The sequence below is a fragment of the Anaerobacillus sp. MEB173 genome (assembly GCF_052119505.1).
Lineage (GTDB): Bacteria > Bacillota > Bacilli > Bacillales > JBJMAU01 > JBJMAU01.
The window spans coordinates 382,583-401,952 of sequence record NZ_JBJMAU010000001.1; the positions used below are offsets into that span (position 1 = coordinate 382,583).

Annotated in this window: 24 protein-coding genes; 8 read left to right on the forward strand and 16 right to left on the reverse strand. The window is 36.5% G+C overall.

The window, feature by feature from the left end:
- Window positions 1-3: 3 nt before the first annotated feature.
- On the reverse strand, window positions 4-2,355 hold the full coding sequence (locus tag ACJ2A9_RS01945; RefSeq protein WP_441419916.1) for an AAA family ATPase: 2,352 nt from the start codon (window positions 2,353-2,355) through the stop codon (window positions 4-6).
- A gap of 155 nt (window positions 2,356-2,510) precedes the next feature.
- On the opposite strand from ACJ2A9_RS01945, the gene ACJ2A9_RS01950 reads away from it, so the two are divergent.
- Complete coding sequence (locus tag ACJ2A9_RS01950; RefSeq protein ID WP_441419917.1) at window positions 2,511-2,711, forward strand: hypothetical protein; 201 nt, start codon at window positions 2,511-2,513, stop codon at window positions 2,709-2,711.
- A gap of 58 nt (window positions 2,712-2,769) precedes the next feature.
- Here the strand turns inward: ACJ2A9_RS01950 and ACJ2A9_RS01955 are convergent, their stop codons facing one another.
- The 4 genes from ACJ2A9_RS01955 to ACJ2A9_RS01970 form a co-directional block, all read right to left on the reverse strand.
- On the reverse strand, window positions 2,770-2,991 hold the full coding sequence (locus ACJ2A9_RS01955) for a hypothetical protein (protein WP_441419918.1): 222 nt from the start codon (window positions 2,989-2,991) through the stop codon (window positions 2,770-2,772).
- A 269-nt stretch (window positions 2,992-3,260) separates the two neighbouring features.
- Window positions 3,261-3,611 carry a hypothetical protein gene (locus tag ACJ2A9_RS01960; RefSeq protein WP_441419919.1) on the reverse strand — a complete coding sequence of 117 codons (351 nt, stop codon included), beginning with the start codon at window positions 3,609-3,611 and terminating at the stop codon, window positions 3,261-3,263.
- A 26-nt stretch (window positions 3,612-3,637) separates the two neighbouring features.
- On the reverse strand, window positions 3,638-4,573 hold the full coding sequence (locus tag ACJ2A9_RS01965) for a DMT family transporter (protein WP_441419920.1): 936 nt from the start codon (window positions 4,571-4,573) through the stop codon (window positions 3,638-3,640).
- Window positions 4,574-4,816: 243 nt separating this feature from the next.
- Window positions 4,817-6,442, reverse strand: coding sequence for a copper resistance D family protein (locus ACJ2A9_RS01970; RefSeq protein ID WP_441419921.1), 1,626 nt, complete (start codon window positions 6,440-6,442; stop codon window positions 4,817-4,819).
- Between the two features lie 308 nt (window positions 6,443-6,750).
- On the opposite strand from ACJ2A9_RS01970, the gene ACJ2A9_RS01975 reads away from it, so the two are divergent.
- Window positions 6,751-7,401, forward strand: a complete 651-nt coding sequence (locus tag ACJ2A9_RS01975; protein WP_441419922.1) for a TVP38/TMEM64 family protein — start codon at window positions 6,751-6,753, stop codon at window positions 7,399-7,401.
- 27 nt (window positions 7,402-7,428) lie between these two features.
- Here ACJ2A9_RS01975 and ACJ2A9_RS01980 read toward each other — a convergent pair whose 3' ends face one another.
- Window positions 7,429-7,941, reverse strand: a complete 513-nt coding sequence (locus ACJ2A9_RS01980; RefSeq protein WP_441419923.1) for a VanZ family protein — start codon at window positions 7,939-7,941, stop codon at window positions 7,429-7,431.
- Window positions 7,942-8,177: 236 nt separating this feature from the next.
- Here ACJ2A9_RS01980 and ku point away from each other — a divergent pair, with 236 nt between their 5' ends.
- The 3 genes from ku to ligD (ACJ2A9_RS01995) are packed head-to-tail and all read left to right on the forward strand — an operon-like array spanning window position 8,178 to window position 10,852.
- Window positions 8,178-9,014 carry a non-homologous end joining protein Ku gene (ku, locus tag ACJ2A9_RS01985; RefSeq protein ID WP_441419924.1) on the forward strand — a complete coding sequence of 279 codons (837 nt, stop codon included), beginning with the start codon at window positions 8,178-8,180 and terminating at the stop codon, window positions 9,012-9,014.
- On the forward strand, window positions 9,015-9,965 hold the full coding sequence (gene ligD, locus ACJ2A9_RS01990; RefSeq protein WP_441419925.1) for a non-homologous end-joining DNA ligase: 951 nt from the start codon (window positions 9,015-9,017) through the stop codon (window positions 9,963-9,965).
- Entirely contained in the window at window positions 9,932-10,852 is a 921-nt protein-coding gene (gene ligD / locus ACJ2A9_RS01995) for a non-homologous end-joining DNA ligase (RefSeq protein WP_441419926.1), read from the forward strand. The genes ligD (ACJ2A9_RS01990) and ligD (ACJ2A9_RS01995) overlap by 34 nt, the downstream gene beginning before the upstream one ends.
- 80 nt (window positions 10,853-10,932) lie before the next feature.
- Here ligD (ACJ2A9_RS01995) and ACJ2A9_RS02000 read toward each other — a convergent pair whose 3' ends face one another.
- The 5 genes from ACJ2A9_RS02000 to ACJ2A9_RS02020 all read right to left on the reverse strand — a co-directional run bounded on the left by ACJ2A9_RS02000 (window position 10,933) and on the right by ACJ2A9_RS02020 (window position 12,775).
- The gene (locus tag ACJ2A9_RS02000) at window positions 10,933-11,073 is read right to left on the reverse strand and encodes an acid-soluble spore protein N (RefSeq protein ID WP_216827844.1); all 141 of its coding nucleotides are present in this window, start codon (window positions 11,071-11,073) and stop codon (window positions 10,933-10,935) included.
- Between the two features lie 74 nt (window positions 11,074-11,147).
- Window positions 11,148-11,276: an FbpB family small basic protein gene (locus tag ACJ2A9_RS02005; RefSeq protein ID WP_441419927.1), complete on the reverse strand. Its 129-nt coding sequence runs from the start codon at window positions 11,274-11,276 to the stop codon at window positions 11,148-11,150.
- A gap of 152 nt (window positions 11,277-11,428) precedes the next feature.
- Complete coding sequence (locus ACJ2A9_RS02010) at window positions 11,429-12,127, reverse strand: YetF domain-containing protein (RefSeq protein WP_441419928.1); 699 nt, start codon at window positions 12,125-12,127, stop codon at window positions 11,429-11,431.
- Between the two features lie 100 nt (window positions 12,128-12,227).
- Entirely contained in the window at window positions 12,228-12,437 is a 210-nt protein-coding gene (locus ACJ2A9_RS02015; protein WP_441419929.1) for a DUF1657 domain-containing protein, read from the reverse strand.
- 200 nt (window positions 12,438-12,637) lie between these two features.
- Window positions 12,638-12,775: a hypothetical protein gene (locus ACJ2A9_RS02020; protein WP_441419930.1), complete on the reverse strand. Its 138-nt coding sequence runs from the start codon at window positions 12,773-12,775 to the stop codon at window positions 12,638-12,640.
- Window positions 12,776-12,913: 138 nt separating this feature from the next.
- Between ACJ2A9_RS02020 and ACJ2A9_RS02025 the strand changes: the two genes are divergently transcribed.
- Complete coding sequence (locus ACJ2A9_RS02025; RefSeq protein ID WP_441419931.1) at window positions 12,914-13,261, forward strand: hypothetical protein; 348 nt, start codon at window positions 12,914-12,916, stop codon at window positions 13,259-13,261.
- 116 nt (window positions 13,262-13,377) lie between these two features.
- On the opposite strand, the gene acnA is transcribed toward ACJ2A9_RS02025, so the two are convergent.
- Complete coding sequence (acnA, locus tag ACJ2A9_RS02030) at window positions 13,378-16,104, reverse strand: aconitate hydratase AcnA (RefSeq protein WP_441419932.1); 2,727 nt, start codon at window positions 16,102-16,104, stop codon at window positions 13,378-13,380.
- Window positions 16,105-16,593: 489 nt separating this feature from the next.
- On the opposite strand from acnA, the gene sspO reads away from it, so the two are divergent.
- Window positions 16,594-16,743, forward strand: coding sequence for a small acid-soluble spore protein O (gene sspO / locus ACJ2A9_RS02035; RefSeq protein WP_441419933.1), 150 nt, complete (start codon window positions 16,594-16,596; stop codon window positions 16,741-16,743).
- 84 nt (window positions 16,744-16,827) lie between these two features.
- Here the strand turns inward: sspO and ACJ2A9_RS02040 are convergent, their stop codons facing one another.
- The gene (locus tag ACJ2A9_RS02040; protein WP_441419934.1) at window positions 16,828-17,082 is read right to left on the reverse strand and encodes a hypothetical protein; all 255 of its coding nucleotides are present in this window, start codon (window positions 17,080-17,082) and stop codon (window positions 16,828-16,830) included.
- A gap of 158 nt (window positions 17,083-17,240) precedes the next feature.
- On the opposite strand from ACJ2A9_RS02040, the gene ACJ2A9_RS02045 reads away from it, so the two are divergent.
- Window positions 17,241-17,375 (forward strand): small acid-soluble spore protein P, encoded by a 135-nt coding sequence (locus ACJ2A9_RS02045; protein ID WP_441419935.1) that lies wholly within the window; start codon window positions 17,241-17,243, stop codon window positions 17,373-17,375.
- 80 nt (window positions 17,376-17,455) lie between these two features.
- Here ACJ2A9_RS02045 and ACJ2A9_RS02050 read toward each other — a convergent pair whose 3' ends face one another.
- From ACJ2A9_RS02050 to ACJ2A9_RS02060, 3 genes are read right to left on the reverse strand one after another with little or no spacing between them, the layout of a single operon-like run.
- Complete coding sequence (locus tag ACJ2A9_RS02050; protein WP_441419936.1) at window positions 17,456-17,608, reverse strand: transposase; 153 nt, start codon at window positions 17,606-17,608, stop codon at window positions 17,456-17,458.
- Entirely contained in the window at window positions 17,586-18,560 is a 975-nt protein-coding gene (gene meaB, locus ACJ2A9_RS02055; protein WP_441419937.1) for a methylmalonyl Co-A mutase-associated GTPase MeaB, read from the reverse strand. Before meaB ends, ACJ2A9_RS02050 begins: the two co-directional genes overlap by 23 nt.
- Window positions 18,561-18,584: 24 nt before the next feature.
- Window positions 18,585-19,364 carry an enoyl-CoA hydratase/isomerase family protein gene (locus tag ACJ2A9_RS02060; RefSeq protein WP_441419938.1) on the reverse strand — a complete coding sequence of 260 codons (780 nt, stop codon included), beginning with the start codon at window positions 19,362-19,364 and terminating at the stop codon, window positions 18,585-18,587.
- Window positions 19,365-19,370: the final 6 nt, after the last annotated feature.

Sequence of the window (19,370 nt, forward strand, 5' to 3'; positions counted from 1 at the left end):
CTTTTATATTAAAATTGGTTCAAAGTCGATTTTCTTTAATAGAGATAAGGCTTCGGAAAGATCCTCTTGTTCGTTGTTAAGAATTCGGTATGAATGGTTTTGAATGGCTTTATCAACTAAATCTGTAGCATAACGTCCATTACTGCGAAAGGTTCTTTCATACAAAGTTTCAATCAAATAAGAAGTTGCTTCAGGATCAAGGAAGTAGCCATAATTTTCTGCATACCTTTCGATAATAGCGACAATCTCTTCAGCCGAGTAATCAGCAAAATGAAAATATTTCTTAAATCGGGATCTCAAACCCGGGTTACTTTCAAGAAGTACTTCCATCTCATTTGGGTAGCCTGCAAGAATAACAACTACATTTTCATTATGCTTTGTCATTTCTTCAACTAACGTATCAATGGCTTCTTTGCCAAAATCTTGTGGACCACCAGCTACTAACGAATATGCCTCATCGATAAAAAGAACCCCACCTAGTGCTTCACGAATTTTCTTTTTCGTTTTTATCGCCGTTTGCCCAAGGTAACCAGCAACGATATCTGATCTCCCGGCTGTAATCAGATGCCCTCTTTTCAGTAAGCCCAACTCTTTTAGGATTTGCGCATAAATTTGAGCCACTGTTGATTTCCCAGTTCCCGGATTTCCACTAAAAACAGAGTGAAGTTGGATTGGAACTGCAGGCAGCTGCTGATCACGTCTCATTTGCTGAACCTTAACAAATGAAATAAGCGATTTCACTTCTTTTTTCACATCATCTAAGCCTACTAATTGCTCCAATTTCTCAATCCCACTTAGCTTCTGATCATTCTCCTCTATTACGGATACATCTTCCTGATGGAGAACGGTGAAATCGGCCATTTGCAGGTCATTTTGAAGAGAGATGCTTGCACCTTTTTTAAAAATCGAATCTAAAACAATGTTTTTTACTGTTCTTGCATTACCAAATGTCTCATCAACCTGCTCTTTCTCAACTCGTTTTCTTAGTTCAATAAGTGCAGTATCGGAAAAAGTATAATCATTATCCAAAGCGACCTTTTCAGCAATGTTCATTAGCTCATTCGTTGAATAATCTGGGAGATGAATATGGTTACTTTCAGGGAAACGACTTCGAAGTCCTGGGTTCGACCAAAGAAACTGTCGCATTTCCTCCGGATAACCTGCGAGAATCACCGCAAATTTCCCTGCTAACTCTCCATTTGTCATCGCCGATACAATTGTATCGATCGCTGTTTGTCCATAATCATTGCCTGCACTTCCTTCGCGCTTCAAGCTGTAGGCCTCATCGATAAACAAGATACCGCCGACTGCTTTTTTTATCATATTCATTGTATTTTCTTCCGTTTGACCAACATATCCTCCAACGAGGTGAGAACGATCAACTTCTAATACCTCAGGGCGCTCTAACAGTCCGAGTTCATGATAAATTTTAGCTAATAAGCGTGCGAGCGTTGTCTTGCCAGTCCCCGGATTGCCAGTCAAAATCATATTTAAACTAATCTCGTCTTTTAACACAAAGCCACTTTCTTTTCTGGCCTTCTGGTAATGTAAATAATGATAAAGACGATGGACCCGTTCCTTAACAGTAGATAGCCCGATCATTTCGTCAAGCTCCTGTAATGCTTTGTTTTCTTCTTCCTCTTGCACGTTTGTCCAATTTGGCATCAATTCATCCCATCGCTTTTGCAACCGTTCGATTTCTTGAATGGAATGCTTGATTTCTTGGAGCTGAGATTGTGAATAAAAAATGCCCTTAAGTGAGTCCGAGTAGGCTTCCGTCGCTTTCACAATAGCCATTAAAGGTTTCTTTATCTTCGTAATCACGTTTTGTAAATCAGTGATGTTTTCGATGAGTGCTTGGTCATCCATCCGATTTGCAGCAACCAATGCCTCGTCTAATTTTTCAATGTACAAGGGACATTTACTGAAAAAAGCATTAGCAATGTTTAGATAATCCATGGCTAATTTCTTTTTTGTGTTTCCGTGATCCGTTTCTCTTATTTGCGGAAAAACGAGTGGAAGAAGTCTTTCTGATAGACTGGAAAGATTCATTTTTATTAACGTTTTATTCGCTAGTTCATCATGTACGTTTATCTCTAGAGCTTCTTTTATCCATTTAGCAGCTAACTCATCTTCTTTATCTAATCGATCAAACCGGGCTTTAGCAAGTAAACTTAATAGTGCTGCTTCAAGGTTTGCTAGAGTCGGGTTAGGTTCCTCAGTGTCTTTTCTTATTTTTTGAATATAACTCAATTTCCGGACTGCATCAGCTTCTTGAAATGGAACTCGCTCAGCATGCCATGCAAAAACTTTATCTTCCACTTGTCTAATGTCAAAACTTTCACCATCTATCATCGCTATCCCACCAACCTATTTTCATGATCCATTGCTATTTTACCATTATTAAACATTGGATTCACAAAATTAAACTGGGACAAGCGCAAATTGAAAGCAAATTCATAAAATATCGAGAAAAAAGAACATAAATGAGGAAAGTGAGGGGTAACTCCATGGCTCCTAAAAAGAAAAAAGTCATCCAGAAAAAAGAAGGTAACAAATTCGAACACACTTTAAAAATAGTGACAAGTGATACGTGTATTAAGTGTAAACAACAATGTAAACGAGGATTAAATTATATTGAAAAGATGAGTGAACCTGGTGCAGTAGGCTATGGAGTTCCATGCCACTTAACTAAAGGAAAAGGTTTTTAACACAATAAGACAAGAGTGAATCAACTATCACTCTTGTTTTCATTAAAGGCCTTTAATTTTAATGCCGGATTGATAACATATAATGTCTAATCTCTTCCAAATAATGCGAAATCCGGTCCTGCTCTACGTCCATGCTTTTTTCTTTTATTGTACGTGAAATTATTTCCAACTCCTCTTTAATACCCTCTACTCGAAATCCCTGTTCTATATATTCTTTTATTCTCTTATAATAATTTATCAGCTCATCCACGCTCATATTGTAATAGTGATGTAACTCCATAATTATTACCTCCTCTTATTTATTAACTGAATACTCTATCTATTATTTATTACTTTATTTTATTATCTTACAAACACAAAATCAAAGCTTTTCGTTCATCAAATTGGACAAGGATTCGACCTTTTTTCTACTTAGTGAACTTGGCTCTAAATATAAAAAAGTACCCTTTCCCCTCATTTGTAAGGGTTTTCATAGAATGTAGTGTCCAACAAATAGAAAAAAAGCAGACTAATCTCTGCTCTTTTTCCTGACTTTTTGTCGAAAAATCATTATTTGTCAAATTCAATATACTCTCCATACTCTTCTTTTAGCTGTGCTGTTATGTCTTCAATTAAGTTTTGTCCTTTTGACGTTTTGGGGACAAAGATAAATTCTTCATTTTCATCGACATTTTCATCAAGAATAATCTTAATGTTCGTATCGTCAGCAATGATCCATTCTGTCCCTTCCTCATTCGCCTTATCCCAAATAATATCCACACCTAATCGTACACCAATTTCCTGAGCAAACTCATTGAAAATCAATCCAAAATCATCGTTCTCTTGCTCTTCTTTTATATATTTTGCAAAAGGACTTTCTGAGAAAAATGAATGCGGAAAACGTAACACTTTTTTGTTCACCAATCATCGCTCCTAAATGGATCAAATTAACTTGATTTCATAATTTTTTTGATGGTGTTATCTTTCCTTTTTTCCTTTTTTTTATGCGTACCGATAAAGACCCCGCCTAAAACAAATAAGGCCCCGAGTGCATGAGCAGTCGTAAATGTTTCTCCCAGAAAAAGTGCCGCCATGATTACAGCTGAAACCGGCATAAAGTTGATAAAAATCGACGCTTTTGCTGCTCCAATTTTTTGAATACCATTATAGTACATCACAAAGCTTACGACAGTAACAAAAACTGTCAAATGGAGAATCGATACCCATGCACTGACACTGCTCGCCGCAATATCAGACCATGTTGTTTCCATTATCATAAGCGGAAACAAAAACAATGTTCCAAATCCTACAGCGTATGTCGTCGTTACTATCGAGCTATATTTTTTCAAAGCAATTTTTCCTAAAACACTGTACAATGCCCAGCTGATAACAGCCATTAACAGTATAAAATCAATCGGTTCAAATCCCATTTGCAAGACTTGTAATAGATCACCATTTGAAACGATAATGAAAACTCCAATTAGAGCAAAGATCATTCCATATATATTATTTTTTGTAATCGTCTCTTTTAAGAATAAACCTGAAAGGATGACGATTAAGACTGGATTTGCCCCGATAAATAAAGAACTTTTTATCACAGGTGCATGCTTGCTAGCTAAAAAGAAACAAATATTATAAATAGCAATTCCTGTAAGGCCGAGTAGTGAAAACAAAAGCCAATCTTTTTTTGTCGGCTTTGGAATGTTCTTCTCTTTCAACCACATGAAAGGGAAGAGAATTAACGATGCTAAGAAAAACCGAAAAAAAGCAACAGTTGTCGGCTCAAAACTTTCAATCGCCACTTTTCCAGCAATAAAACCACTCCCCCATATAGAGGTTGAGATTGCCAGCGTTACATAGGTTACCCATAAACGATGATTCATTATATCTGCCTACTTTCACAAAAGTTAAATACAATCAATACTTCGGAGGTCGAAATATCCTCTATTTTAATTCAGTTTTCAAATGTTTTCAATCTATAATACTACTATGACTTTTTTAGATCACTAATCTTTATTAACTTTATTTATTATGAACATCACCATGAAAAAACACATGACTGTTTTTTCAACATGTCATGTGCTCTCTATTCAATCTATTCATCAATAGCATTGATTACAACATTGTTAGTGACAATATACACCTTCTTCCATAAATCCACGCATATAGCCGCCAATTACCTGACGATCATCAGAAAGAAACTCTATCGGGTGACTAGGGTTCCATTCCTCATCGGTCTGAACAATATTTAAGAATGTTTGATTCACGACTTCAGCTTCATTAATTTCTCCTTCGTAATGAATGATAACAGAAGATACGTCCTTAGGATCATTTATTATTCCAAAGGAAACATATACTTGACTTCCATTACCTGAAGACCATAGTCCATCAGTTACGATAAACGTGCGGATTTTATGTTCGGATTCTGAAATCGGGATTCCGCCTATTGTTAGCTTTGCATTCCTTAAACGTTGATACCCATCTTCATGACTAAGAAATAACTCAGCAACAAGCTCTTCTTCATTGACATGATACACTACGGCTTCAAAATTTTCTTCAAAAGGTTGAACTAGCAATACTTCAATTACGTCAGCACCTTCATACCCTTTTTCTATAGCTTCATCTATTGTTTCATAAATTGTGTTATCTTCCGAAAGTGTCTCCCCTTGAACAGAATACATAAGTGTAAAGTAAGTGCTCACAACTAACAGTAAACTGAGTAGGAATGAAGTCCTTATACTTTGCTGATTACGGACATTCATAATAAAAAATCCAAGACAAATAAGTGCAACAATTGCAAAGATGATACTAAGCAGACTTACCGTAAGTTGAAGTGTTATTGTTGGCTCAATTGAACCTTGATAAAACAAGGTAAAAAGGCGACTTGGTGAATCTGTTATTAATGTTTGGCTCACCACATGCGGCGGCCTCTGCTCAGTCATTACAGCCGTAATTACAAATACAGCCAAAGCAAAAACACTTTCTGCTCGAAGCCACTTCTGTGGTTGATATCCTGGATTAGACAACAGCTTTTTTTTCAGTAAAAAACCATTTGAAAAGCCATAAATAATAATTGCAAAAAAGAGGATGTGCTTCACTAGAAGTGCCTGCCCATATGGTAATAACCATGAATGAATATATTCAGGAATGATATATTGCATAAGAACAAGACCCGTTCCACTCAAAACTAGAACGGAACAAATCGATAATGGTGTATACCATTTTAAAAATGCACTCCACTTTTCATTTCCACTTGAAAACCAGCCAACAACAAACAAAATCCCAATCCAAACTGAAATGGCCAAGACATGAATGCTGTTTGCGATAAAACCGCCTAGACGATCAATGCTCGCTGCATGACTCGCCCATCCAGCTGAAAAAACTAAAGCAACCGCTAGAATTAAAGATACATAGTTTAACACACGAGTTTGTAATTTATGAGAGAGATTCAACGATACCATTAACAAACATGTAAGAATTGTTGTTATGATCCAAGCCTTACCGACCGCATATGAAAAAATAACTTGCTTACTGGCAGTCGCAAACGGAAAATTAAAAGATGTTGTAATATACTGCACGACTGAGAACACGGGAACCGATGTTAGGATGATAATCAAAAATGACATGAAATACAGCCATTTTTTAGGTAAAAGTAAAACCGGCTTTTTCTCTTTAGGGATCAATGATAGAACAAGTCCGCCAATCAATATTGCAAAAACAATATATAATAGCGCTTTACTAACGATTACCATGAGCAATCACTTCTTTCTTTAACTATGTTTAATATATAATAAGCCATTGTAATCAAAGTTTAATTCATAATCCGAGTTAACAGGTATGTTTAATATAAAATATAGAATAACACTATCATAACAGGTAAAAGAACTGATTAAAAGAGTTTCCTTTCAGAAAGGGCTTGCTTTTTAATTTTAAAACATTTCGTGGTGAGTTTTGTTAGTATTGTGGTATTCTTATTCTTTACACCCTCTTGTTTTGATTTAATCATATTCAATTTCATAGTATAATTACGGTACGTGAAATTTTTAAGGAGCCCAAACTGATGACAAAAAAAATTGGACTTGCGTTTGTCTATCTATCAATTGCTTTCATTATTTATTATTTTGGAGAAAACATCCTCTTTTGGATTCAGCATCATGGTAATGATTTTGTTATCCTAACCAGTATTGTTGCCACATTAATGGCGTTATTCCCGATTATTCCTTATCCAATTGTTGGCGGAATTATTGGTGCAGCCTATGGGGGTGTTCTAGGTGGATTGGTAACGTGGATTGGATCTACTCTCGCCTCATTGCTTATGTTCCTCTTTGTACGCTATGGCTATCAGGATTGGGGCATGAAAATCCTGCACAAATATAAAACATTAGGTAGAGTCACCGTCTTGTTTGAACAAAATGCGTTTATGACCATCTTTATCTCAAGATTAATTCCGTTTATACCATCGATTATTATTAACGTATACTCCTCATTGAGTCGAGTTACCTTCATTAGTTATGCCATCGCATCGGCTCTTGGAAAGATCCCGGCGATGATTTTGTTTGCTGTTGTCGGAGATAGCTTAATGAACAACCCGCAAAGCATCTTCCTCACCGTGTTTATTTATAGTGTTTTTCTTGCTATTGTCTATAGTTTTTACCGCCTTTGGAAACGAAAAACAATCGCTGCAGCAACAGCAAAACCTTCAAAAATATAACAAAAAGCAACCACATGTCCTAGCCAATCATTGTGGTTGCTTTTTTACAACGAAGATATGAATTTTTCGTTTAAGAAAGACAATGAATTTAATGGCGGTGACACCGATAAATGTTCCAACCGTATTCAATATGACATCATCAATATTAGAGACTCGGTACGTAAAGAGAAACTGAGCACTTTCAATCAAAATTGAAACGCACATTCCAGCAAAGGTTACCTTTATAATTGAAAATTTTAGTTTTCGTACGACAAGCGGCAGAAGAAAACCAAACGGGATAAACAGCACTACATTTCCAAGTAAAATTTTGATTGGATCAATGATTGTCGGACTATAAACAGCGATTCGATAGATACTTCGAAACGGAGTTATATTGTAATTTCTTCCGCCAGGCCCTGCTGGACCTAAAGAAGCCCCATAATTCCATGCTAGCAATGTCACATATATCAGTGCTAGTACATAGAACAGAAACAAAAGAAAAAAGATTGTATTCATCGGCTTTTTCTTTTCATTTACATTTAGAGAAGGCTGACTATTCATTGAAAAAAACCACCCTTCAAAGTAATTCATACCACTCAGACAATCGGCACATGAATCTATTATGAGACGAACAGAAACAAATGACAAGCATTTTTTTCTATAATATATTCAAAAAATTCAGAACTATTAAACTGACATTTCAGATCAGGTAAAAGATAACACTTATTTCAATGAATTAAGGTGTAATACTAGGAAATAGAAAAGAAAATGTCATAAAAAATAAGGAAGTGTAATCTATGCACACAATGTGGAAAGGTTCGATCAGCTTTGGGCTTGTACACATTCCCATCAAGCTCTTTGCGGCGACTGAAGATAAAGACATTAAAATGAGAACATTGCATAAAGAATGTCATACTCCGATTAAATATGAAAAAGTATGCCCTTCGTGTGAAAAGGAAATTAAACCGGATGATCTCGTTAAAGGTTATGAATATGAGCCTGGAAAGTTTGTTATTCTTGAAAAAGAGGAACTTGATGCGCTTGCCCAAGAAAAATCAAAAAGTGTCGAGATCATCGACTTTATCGATTTAAAAGAAGTTGACCCGATTTATTTTAATAAATCGTACTTTATAGGGCCAAATGATAATGGCGAAAAAGCGTACATGCTCCTAAAAAAAGCAATGGAGGATACAGGGAAGATCGGTTTAGCTAAAATTATGATTCGTTCGAAACAGCAATTAGCCGCCGTCCGTGTCTACAAAAATGCGCTTGTTCTCGAAACGATTCATTACCCTGATGAAGTGAGAAAAGTTGAAAATGTCCCAGGGATACCAGAAAATATAGAACTAGATCAAAAGGAAGTTAACACTGCTGTTCAGCTAATTGAACAGTTAACAACCGAATTTGAACCTGAAAAATATACGGATGATTACCGAACTGCCCTGATGGATCTTATTCAACATAAGATAACTGGAGATGAAATTAAAGTTTCAAAAGAGGTACCTGAAACAAACGTCGTTGATCTTATGGAAGCGTTACAGGCAAGCATAGACCAAACGAAAACAAAAACAAAACAAACACAGCCGAAAAAAGAAAAGAAAGCACCAATCCGCAAAAAGAAGGCGACAGGATAAATGGTGACAATTTACAAACCTATGGTACCTACTCTTGTGGAACAGATTCCAACTGGAAATGAATGGGTATATGAAGTGAAATTTGATGGCTACCGCTGCCTTTTATATTGGTCAGGAGAACAGGTGCACATGATGAGTAGAAATTTACACCGATTAGATCACTTGTTTCCTGAAGTTATCCAATCCCTTTCTTCCCTTCAAGGATCACATACAAAATTAATGCCGATGATGTTAGATGGCGAGCTTTGTATTTTAGATTCGGCTGACAAGGCAAATTTTGAAGAAATTCAAATTCGTGGCCGTCTTAAAAATGAGCTAAAAATTGAGCAGGCATCTAAGCAAACCCCTGCTCAATTTTTAGCTTTTGATGTCTTGATGATTGCTGGCGTTGATATGAAAAACAAACCACTTGAAGAACGTAAACAACATCTCGAACAACTCTTTTCTCAGTTAAATCATAAAAGGTTTCCTGCTCTTCAATTTATCGAATCAGAAACAAATCATTCCAGCATTTGGAACAGAGTGAAAAAAGCTGATGGAGAAGGAATTATTGCCAAAAAGAAAACGAGCCTCTGGCTTCCAGGAACTCGAACAAAAGAATGGGTAAAGATAAAAAATTGGAAAGCGGCTGTTTTTATCTTAACAGCTTATGACAAAATTAACGGCTATTTTCATGTCTCGCTACTTCATAACAATGAACTTGTACCTTTAGGTCCGTTTTTACATGGACTGAATGATACTGAAAAAACGGCACTCATTGAGATCATTAAGAAAAATAAAGAATCAGAGTCAAAAGAACTGATCATGATAAAACCGAGTATTTGTGTAGAGCTGCAATTTTTGGAATTGTACAAGCAAAAACTAAGACAACCCCGGTTTCTACGATTTCGGTTTGATGTGAATTGGGAGGATTGCACATGGGAATCAGTACAAAAGAACGAGCTGAACTAACGATTAATGGACAACAACTAACGATTACAAGCATGTCAAAGCCTCTTTGGCCCAAGATCGGCATCAAAAAAATTGACTATTTACAATACTTAATCAAAATTTCCAACTACATGCTACCGTTTCTTGCAAACCGACTTCTTACTGTTATTCGTTATCCTCATGGGGCAAAAAGTGAAGCATTTTACCAGAAAAATTGTCCCGACTATGCCCCAGATTTTATTAACACCCATATTCATGATGACATCAATTATATTATTTGCTCTGATCTGCCCACACTCATTTGGCTTGGGAATCAACTTGCCTTTGAGTATCATGTTCCATTTCAAACCGTGCATTCAATGAAGCCAACAGAAATTGTCTTTGACCTTGACCCGCCTTCTCAAAATGAGTTCCACTTAGCCATTGAAGCAGCATTAATACTAAAGGACATTCTCGATAAATTGAAATTACATTCCTTTGTCAAAACATCTGGAAACAAAGGATTACAGCTGTATATTCCACTTCCAGATCATACGTACACATATGATCAAACACGGCAATTTACTGCTTTTATTGCAAATTATTTAACGAGTAAAGAACCGAAATGGTTTACGACTGAACGCTTAAAGGTAAAACGTGATAAACGATTATATGTCGATTATATACAGCATGCGGAAGGAAAAACGATTATCGCCCCGTACTCGATTCGTGGTAATGAGGAAGCGTTAGCGGCAACACCTTTATTTTGGGATGAGGTTGGTGAGCAGTTACACCCAAGTCAATTTCCTATGACAACCATCGTAAATCGACTTGAAACGAAGGGGAATCCATTTGCCAACTTTTTTGATGTGAAAGAGCAACAAAATTTTGATTATGTCTTGCAATGGCTTGAAGCAAACGGAAGTTAGCACTTTTGCCATCAAAAAACACATGACTTTGAATGTGAATGAACTGCATCAATGTCATGTGTTTTTTCGTTTATTTTTGTTTATCCTTTTGGAGGAACATAGTCAGGATGTTCATTCCCTTTTGTATTCATTTTCTTTCCATTATTTGAATCCGATTTCCGTGGTTGTGTTCCTAAATGATTTGGTCGGAATTTATCAAACGCATGCTTTGATTTTGCCATCATTATTCACCCCTTCCCTCCCTCTTAATATGGCCTTCTGTAAGACCATTATCCATGGAGAGAAGTGGAAGCAACTACAGCTTTTGTGCTCGTCTATCCTCAATTCGCTGTTCGATTTTATCTAATGCATCCCGATCCTTTAATAAGTTCTTTTTATTTTCATTCACCAGTTCATCAAATGACATTTTTTTAATTCTTCTCATACTTATCACTCCAATTTGAATTTTCTTATAATTAGTTTGCCTATTTTTAGGCGATAATAAACATAGTATATGAAATTTTTTGAAAATTTGTTTCAATCTTTAATAAAAAAACTCTCACGATTTGTGAGAGAGATCTTTATTCATTACTTTATTTACTTTTTACTAAAATAAATTTGCCCTCCCTCATCCATTGTTAACAAAAATACTTCTGTATAGTTTCGAATTCCCCGTTTGTGGAGCTGATCAGTTAGCCAGCTGCGTGTACCGACTTTTTTCAGATTGGCATCAATGACATGTCCATCTTGAATTAAAACAGTTGGATATCCTTTAGGTGGCGGTGTTTGGAGCATATCTTTCGGTGTTAAGCTTTGTGCCTCACTTTTCTTTATAATACTTATTTGCCCATTCGATTCTAAAACCGCATAATCTACTTCATCAATCGATGCACCATTTAATCGAATGTCCATTAATAACGATTCTGTTGTCATTTTAACTTTTCTCAATTGCTCATGTAATATTTTTCCTTTTTCCATTAAGATGATTGGTTCATCTTCAATAACCCTTCGAAACCTGGGCATTTTTAAGGCAATATAAGATAAAAACAAATGAAGACAAGCGATCAACGCGGCAGCTGCTAATGGTCCGCCCAGCGGAATTTCACCGCTTGATAATGGCTCCCCGACGACATCACCAATAATAACACCAAACAAAAAATCAAGTGGATCAATCGACCCCATTGATCTCTGCCCGAGAATTTTAATCATTATAAAAATATATAAATAAACAATCAATGCTCGTACTAAAAATCCATATACTGGGAGATCTTCTGCACCCGTCCAAAATTCGAACATGATAGCTAGCCTCCTTCCCTAACAACTATCATTTTATGTTGAAAGAACCCAAGTACATACGTATTCTTGGGCTCTTATAGCAGTTTGTATTCGTATTGTTTTACTGACTTTGATTGAATTGCGGCTCCTCTTGTAACACTTGCTGATAACGTCCTTCTAGCTGTGTTAGAATATTTTTCTGTTGCTGAGCCAACTGCTGAAATAATTGCTGTGCCTGCTGGTTTTGCGTTTCCAAACTAAATTGAGTTAGACTTGCTTGTACACTTTGAGCCGAAGCAATGGCTTGTTGTAATTGTGTTTGCACTGTCACCGTACATCCCCCCCTTTCACAATGATTAGGATTTGCTTCTCTGCGTTTTTTACGCTTGTTATTAATTACTAATTGAAATCACACATAAAAAGCCAGGGAGAAGGTTCCCTAACTTTTTTCCGATCATTCTCTACTGTTTTTTTGATTGGTATAATTTTAAAACCGGCATGAATCTTCATTCATTGCCGGTTTTTGTTAGCTTATTTTTTGTGACTATTCATTTTTTCTGCTTCAAATTCAGAAAAGGTACTTAGCTCTGAAGCATGGTTGTTCTTACCCATGGCTTTTTTGTTGTTATTACGTTGAGCATTGCCATTTCCTTTTTTCTGGCGACCCATATTGACCAGCTCCTTCCTAGCTATAGTGAGTTGCTACATTGTTAGTATCCCTTTAACAATAAATTTTATTTTAATGTATGTATTGACGGTGTAACGAGAAAGATATGCTAAGAAAAGTAAGTTAAGGGGGATTGCGTCATGAATGATGAGATGACTAACAAAAAAATTGAGTATTTAATGCAAGAATTAACTAACATGAAAGGTTCTGAAATTACAATTGAAAAAGAAGAACGACATGACATTGACCGTAATACGTTGGAACTAGAAAACGTATCCATTGTTAAGCAAGCCCGTGATGACGATGATTATGTTGATCCATATACGATTCAATTAAAAGGGAAAGGAACTGTTATTAACAAAAACGGGTCCTCCCCACTACCGTTAAACAGCTATGAACTATCACTAAAAGAACTTCATTCGATTGAAGCTTCAAATGAATTTTTGACAATTAAAACCGATCGTGGCACATATATTTTGAAAAAATAAATCTCTTTTGCTACTCTTTTTAAAAAAACAATAACCTAAATACGGTACGTGAAATTTTATACAAAATAGAAAAAGAAAACTGTTCAATATGAGCAGTTTTCTTTTTCATTTATTTATTAAGCATTCGCTTTTTCTTCAGCAAGTTTACCGCGAAGAATCATTTGAAGGATACCGCCATGACGGTAGTACTCAATTTCAACTTCACTGTCAAAACGTGCTAATACATCAAACTCTTTCTTGTTTCCTTCTTCATCAGTTGCAGTAACTTTAACAATATCACGAGGTTTCACATCGTTTGTTACAGCTACTTCAAACGTTTCTTTTCCAGTTAAGCCAAGTGATTCAGCGCTGTCACCTTCTAAGAATTGAAGCGGAAGAACTCCCATTAATACTAAGTTTGAACGGTGAATACGCTCATAGCTTTCAGCGATAACTGTTTTCACGCCTAAAAGGTTAGTTCCTTTTGCTGCCCAGTCACGTGAACTTCCCATTCCATAGTCTTTACCAGCTAAGATCGCAAGACCAGTACCATCTTCTTTGTACTTCATTGCTGCATCATAGATTGGCATAATTTCGCCAGTTGGCCAGTACGTAGTGTATCCACCTTCAGTACCAGGAGCAACTTGGTTACGGATACGGATGTTTGCAAATGTACCACGCATCATTACTTCGTGGTGACCACGACGAGATCCGTAAGAGTTGAAATCTTTCGGCTCAACACCTTTAGAAACAAGGTATTTACCTGCAGGAGTTGTGCTGCTGAATGAACCTGCTGGTGAAATGTGGTCAGTTGTTACTGTATCTCCGAATTTACCCATTACACGTAAGCCAGATAATGGTTTAACTTCCCCTGGCTCAGCAGATAGTCCTTCAAAGTAAGGTGGGTTCGCAATATACGTAGACTCCTCATCCCACTTATAAAGAGCATCATCAGTTGTATTAATTTCGTTCCAACGAGGGTTGCTTTGGAACACGTTATCGTATTCTTTACGGAACAATTCTGGTGTAACTGTTTTCTCAACAACTGCAGCAATTTCATCAGCTGTTGGCCAGATATCGTTAAAGAATACGTCATTTCCGTCTTTATCTTTTCCAATTGGATCATTTTTAAGATCGATATCAACCGTTCCAGCTAAAGCATAAGCAACGACTAAAGGCGGTGAAGCTAAGTAGTTAGCTTTTACTAACGCATGGATACGGCCTTCAAAGTTACGGTTACCAGAAAGAACTGATGTAACTGTTAAATCATTTTCAGAAATTGCTGCTTCGATTTCATCAGCAAGAGGACCAGAGTTACCGATACATGTCGTACAGCCATAACCAACAATGTTAAAGCCTAATTGATCTAGGTATGGTTGTAATCCAGCATCACGAAGATAACCTGTAACTACTTTAGAACCTGGTGCTAGAGATGTTTTTACATACTCAGGTACTTTCATTCCTTTTTCAGCTGCTTTCTTCGCAACTAATCCTGCACCTACTAGTACGTAAGGGTTAGAAGTGTTTGTACAGCTTGTAATTGAAGCGATCGCGATCGCACCAGTCTTCATTGTTGTTTCGTTACCGTTAGCAAGCTTTACAGTAACTTCTTTCTTGAATTCTTCTTCAGAAAGACCTAAACCTTGTGTTCCTTGTGGCGCCACTACTGCATCACGGAAAGATTGTTGCATTTTTGAAAGTGGAACAAGGTCTTGTGGACGCTTAGGACCAGAAAGGTTTGCTTCGATTTCAGAAAGGTCTAATTCTACTACGCTTGTGTAGACTGGATCTGGCGTTTCACCTGGTACGTAGAATAAACCATTTGCTTTGCTGTATTCTTCAACAAGCTTAATTTGCTCTTCAGAACGTCCTGTTAAGCGCATGTAATTAAGAGCTTCTTCATCAATTGGGAAGAAACCACATGTTGCACCATATTCAGGAGCCATGTTTGAAATTGTTGCACGGTCAGCAAGTGGCATTTCAGCTAGTCCCGGACCGTAGAATTCTACAAATTTCCCTACAACTTTCTTTTCACGTAGAACTTGAGTTACTTTTAATGCTACGTCTGTAGCTGTTGTTCCACTTGGAAGCTTACCAGTTAATTTCACACCGATAACTTCTGGCACTGGGAAGTAAGAAGGTTGTCCAAGCATTCCAGCTTCTGCCTCAATACCACCAACACCCCATCCAAGAACACCGATACCGTTAATCATTGTTGTATGTGAATCAGTACCAAATACTGAATCTGGATAAGCAACTGTATCGCCATCTTTGACAGATGTAAGAACGATATTTGCTAAGTACTCAAGGTTAACTTGGTGAACAATACCTGTTGCAGGCGGTACTGCACGGTAGTTATCAAATGCTTTTTGTGCCCAGCTTAAGAATTGATAACGCTCTTCGTTACGCTCGAACTCAAGGTCCATATTGAAGTTTAGAGCATCAGATGTACCTGCTTTATCAACTTGTACTGAGTGGTCAATTACAAGATCAACTGGAATTTCCGGGTTGATTTTTTGTGGGTCTCCACCAAGATCTGCCATTGCTTTACGTAATGAAGCAAGGTCAACGACACAAGGTACCCCTGTGAAGTCCTGGAAGATAACACGTGAAGGTTTAAATGGAACATCGATATCTTGAATATCACTTGTACCCCATTTTGCTAGGTTGGCAACGTGCTCTTCTTTAATTACGAATCCATCGTATTGACGAAGAACCGATTCTAGAAGAACTTTAATTGAGTATGGAAGCTTAGAAACCATACCAATACCTTTGTCTTCTAGTGCCTGTAAGCTATAATAGTTATACGTTTTGTCGTTCGCTTTGAACGTTTGACGAGAGTCAAAAAGATTTTTGTTTGCCATATGTAAAACCCCTCCTTCTAAATATCTTATACCACATTTTCACAATTGCTGAAATACTAATGTCGAAAAAAGTTTAAAAAATTGTAAAAAAATAACCTAGACACTCACTCTTAAAGAATATCAAATATTCTATTAAAATAAAATAATTTTTATTTAATTTACACTAAACATTTGAAAATTGAGAAAAATTTCGTTTGTTTTTTATCTTTTTCGCAAAAATGCAGATAGCTTACCTGCTACCTGCATGCACTTTTAATTAGACGTTTTATCTGAATGTTTTAATACTTGTTCCCTTACTTTATTTTTATTTGCTTTTGCCTTTTTCGCATTCGGTTTTGTACGGTTTGAATTTGGCATAGATGCTCCTCCTTCATAGGAATTTTAAGAGATTCTATCCTATTTTGCACCATGCTTTACATTCTATCCAACCATGAAGCAACTTCATAAAATTTAACCTTCCTGCCAAAAATAAAAATGGAGGTGAACAAAATGGCTAAGCGAAAAGCAAATCATGTAATACCAGGAGCGAACAATGCAAAAGCCCAAGGAGTCGGGGCTGGCTACAATGAAGAATTATCAAATGAACCGCTAACAGAAGAACAGAAACAATTTAACAAAAAGAAGAAAAAGAACCAGTGATAAGTCAAATTTAGAATTGATAATGTAATTCTAAAATTATTAATAACAAATAAAACGACCGATATTGATCGGTCGTTTTATTTGTTATTGATCCATCTGTTGTCGTAATTGGTCCAATTCTTGTTGGTACAGTTGCAGTTGTTGTCGTTGATGTTCTGAGGCTGTTATCAGTGCTTTGTTTATCACTTGTTGTGCTTCATCAATCTCTTGCATCGCTTGATTTAACTGATGCCCGTAATCACTTGCTTGATAATCAAGGTCGTGAATCATATTTTGTGCTTCAACAAACTCCTGCTGAGCAGCTTGGAACGCTTGCTGTTTATTTTTATTAAATGGCATATGAGGACCCTCCTTTTGTAAAAAACAAAGTTGTACTATAGCCTTATTTAGCCCTGTTTACAAAAAAACTATTCATCCCTACGGTGAATAAGTTTAAGGAGCAATTATTATACTAACGGATAGTAATAACTAAAATTACTTACAATGGAGGAAAAACAATGACTGAAAAAAATACGTACAAAGATCAACGCCGCACTCATACAAAAGGACAATCTGGCCAACCAGAGCCACTAAGCGGATCAAAAAAGGTCAAAAAAGCAAACCATAACAGTCAGACTGATGGTGAGGGTTAATACTTCACTTTGTTAATTGGCACAGATATTTCGTCAAAAGAGGGCTGTCAACGATGACATCCCTCTTTTATATTCCTTGGTTATATTTTCCCTTGCTTAAATTCATTAATCCAACGGCTTATGACACCAGGATTTAAAATATAACGTCTTGCAATATTTGATTTATTCGTACCAGTCATTGCCTGCTTAACTACCATAATTTTGAAATCTTTAGAAAATTTTCTTCGTTTCATTCTTTTCACCTAAATAGTTAATAGTTGAAAAAAGTCGGTCAACGGCAGTATGTGGATCTATTTTATAGGATTTAATATCTTCAATAGTTCTTTCAAAAACAGTTGAACATTTCATGTTTGTAATCACTTCTTTTTCAAAGCGATATTTTATTAATTGAAGCATTTCTTTTTCAATTCGATTCATATTCTTTTTATTTTCTGTTCCAGATTGTATCAAATATTTTTGATGATTCACCAATTGATTTACTATTTCACTTACCCCTTTATTTTGCGAAGCAATTGAAGTTAATACCGTTGGATTCCACTGATCTTTATTCAAATTTTTAAAATGAAGCATTGCTTCAATTTCATGAACAGTACGAGATGTTTCAGGATGATCCGCTTTATTAACAATAAATAGATCTCCAATCTCCATAATACCAGCTTTAATTGTTTGAACTTCATCACCATATCCAGGTGCTAAGACAACCATGGTTGTTTGAGCTAAACTGACAATTTCTACCTCTGATTGCCCCGTTCCTACAGTTTCAATTAATATCACATCTTTTCCAAAAGCATCCAATAATTTAACAAAATCACCAGTAGCCCTAGATAATCCACCTAAGCTTCCTCTAGTTGCAATGCTACGGATAAACAAACCTTCGTCTCCTATACAACTATTCATCCGAATACGGTCACCAAGGATGGAACCGCCAGTAAAAGGACTCGTTGGGTCAACAGCAAGAATACCTACACTTTTACCTAACTTTCGGTATTCAGCAGAAATGCGGTCAACTAACGTACTTTTACCAATTCCAGGCGCACCAGTAATTCCAATCACATGTGCGTTTCCTGTATAGGAATAAATTTCCCGTATTATTTTTGCAGCATACTGATCATTCGTTTCTACTAGACTCATTAGTCTAGAAAGTGCCCTTTTGTCACCATTAAGCATCCTCTCGATCAATTCCATCTTATCTTATCCCCCCTCCTCTACTTATTTTCCATAAAACGTTGGTTTTCTTTTTTCCAAAACAGCGCGTGCCGCTTCAAAATGATCCTCTGAAACCCAAAGTTCACTAAAAATTTCCGTTTCCATGATTTGAGATGGGGAGAATGGCATATCGCGCCATTGGTTCATAGCCAATTTAAACCCTTTTAAAGCTAATGGTGGTTTTGATGACAATTTTTCTGCCAATTGGTTCACTGTTTCAATAAAGTTATCTCTATCAACGACATCATGGACAAGACCAATATTTTGAGCTTCTTTCGCGCTAATTCTCTCGCCAAGCATCAATAACTGTGTCGCTTTAGATCTACCAATTAGCTGCTCCAACCTAGGTCCGCTACCCCAACCAGTAATAATACCCATATTTATTTGTAAAAATCCGAGACTCGCTTCATCAACAGAAACCCTAAAATCACACGCTAATGCCGTTTCACACCCTCCACCAAGAGCATGACCATTAATTGCAGCAATCGTTGGAACTGGGAGCTGTTCAATTCGATTCAAGACACGTCGCATTCTTTCAGCCATTTTTTTTGCGTCAGAAATTGTCGTTAATTGCTCGAACTCTTTAATGTCCCCACCTGAAATGAACGCCTTTTCCCCTGTCCCTGTTAAGATTACTACTCTTATGGAGTCATCTTGTTCAATCTCATTTAAAACTTGATGTAATTCCTCCATTGTTGGCTCATTAATGGCATTACGAACGTCCTCACGATTTATTATTATTTTTGCAACATGTTCATTTTTTTGAAACATGATGTTTGACATTTGAAG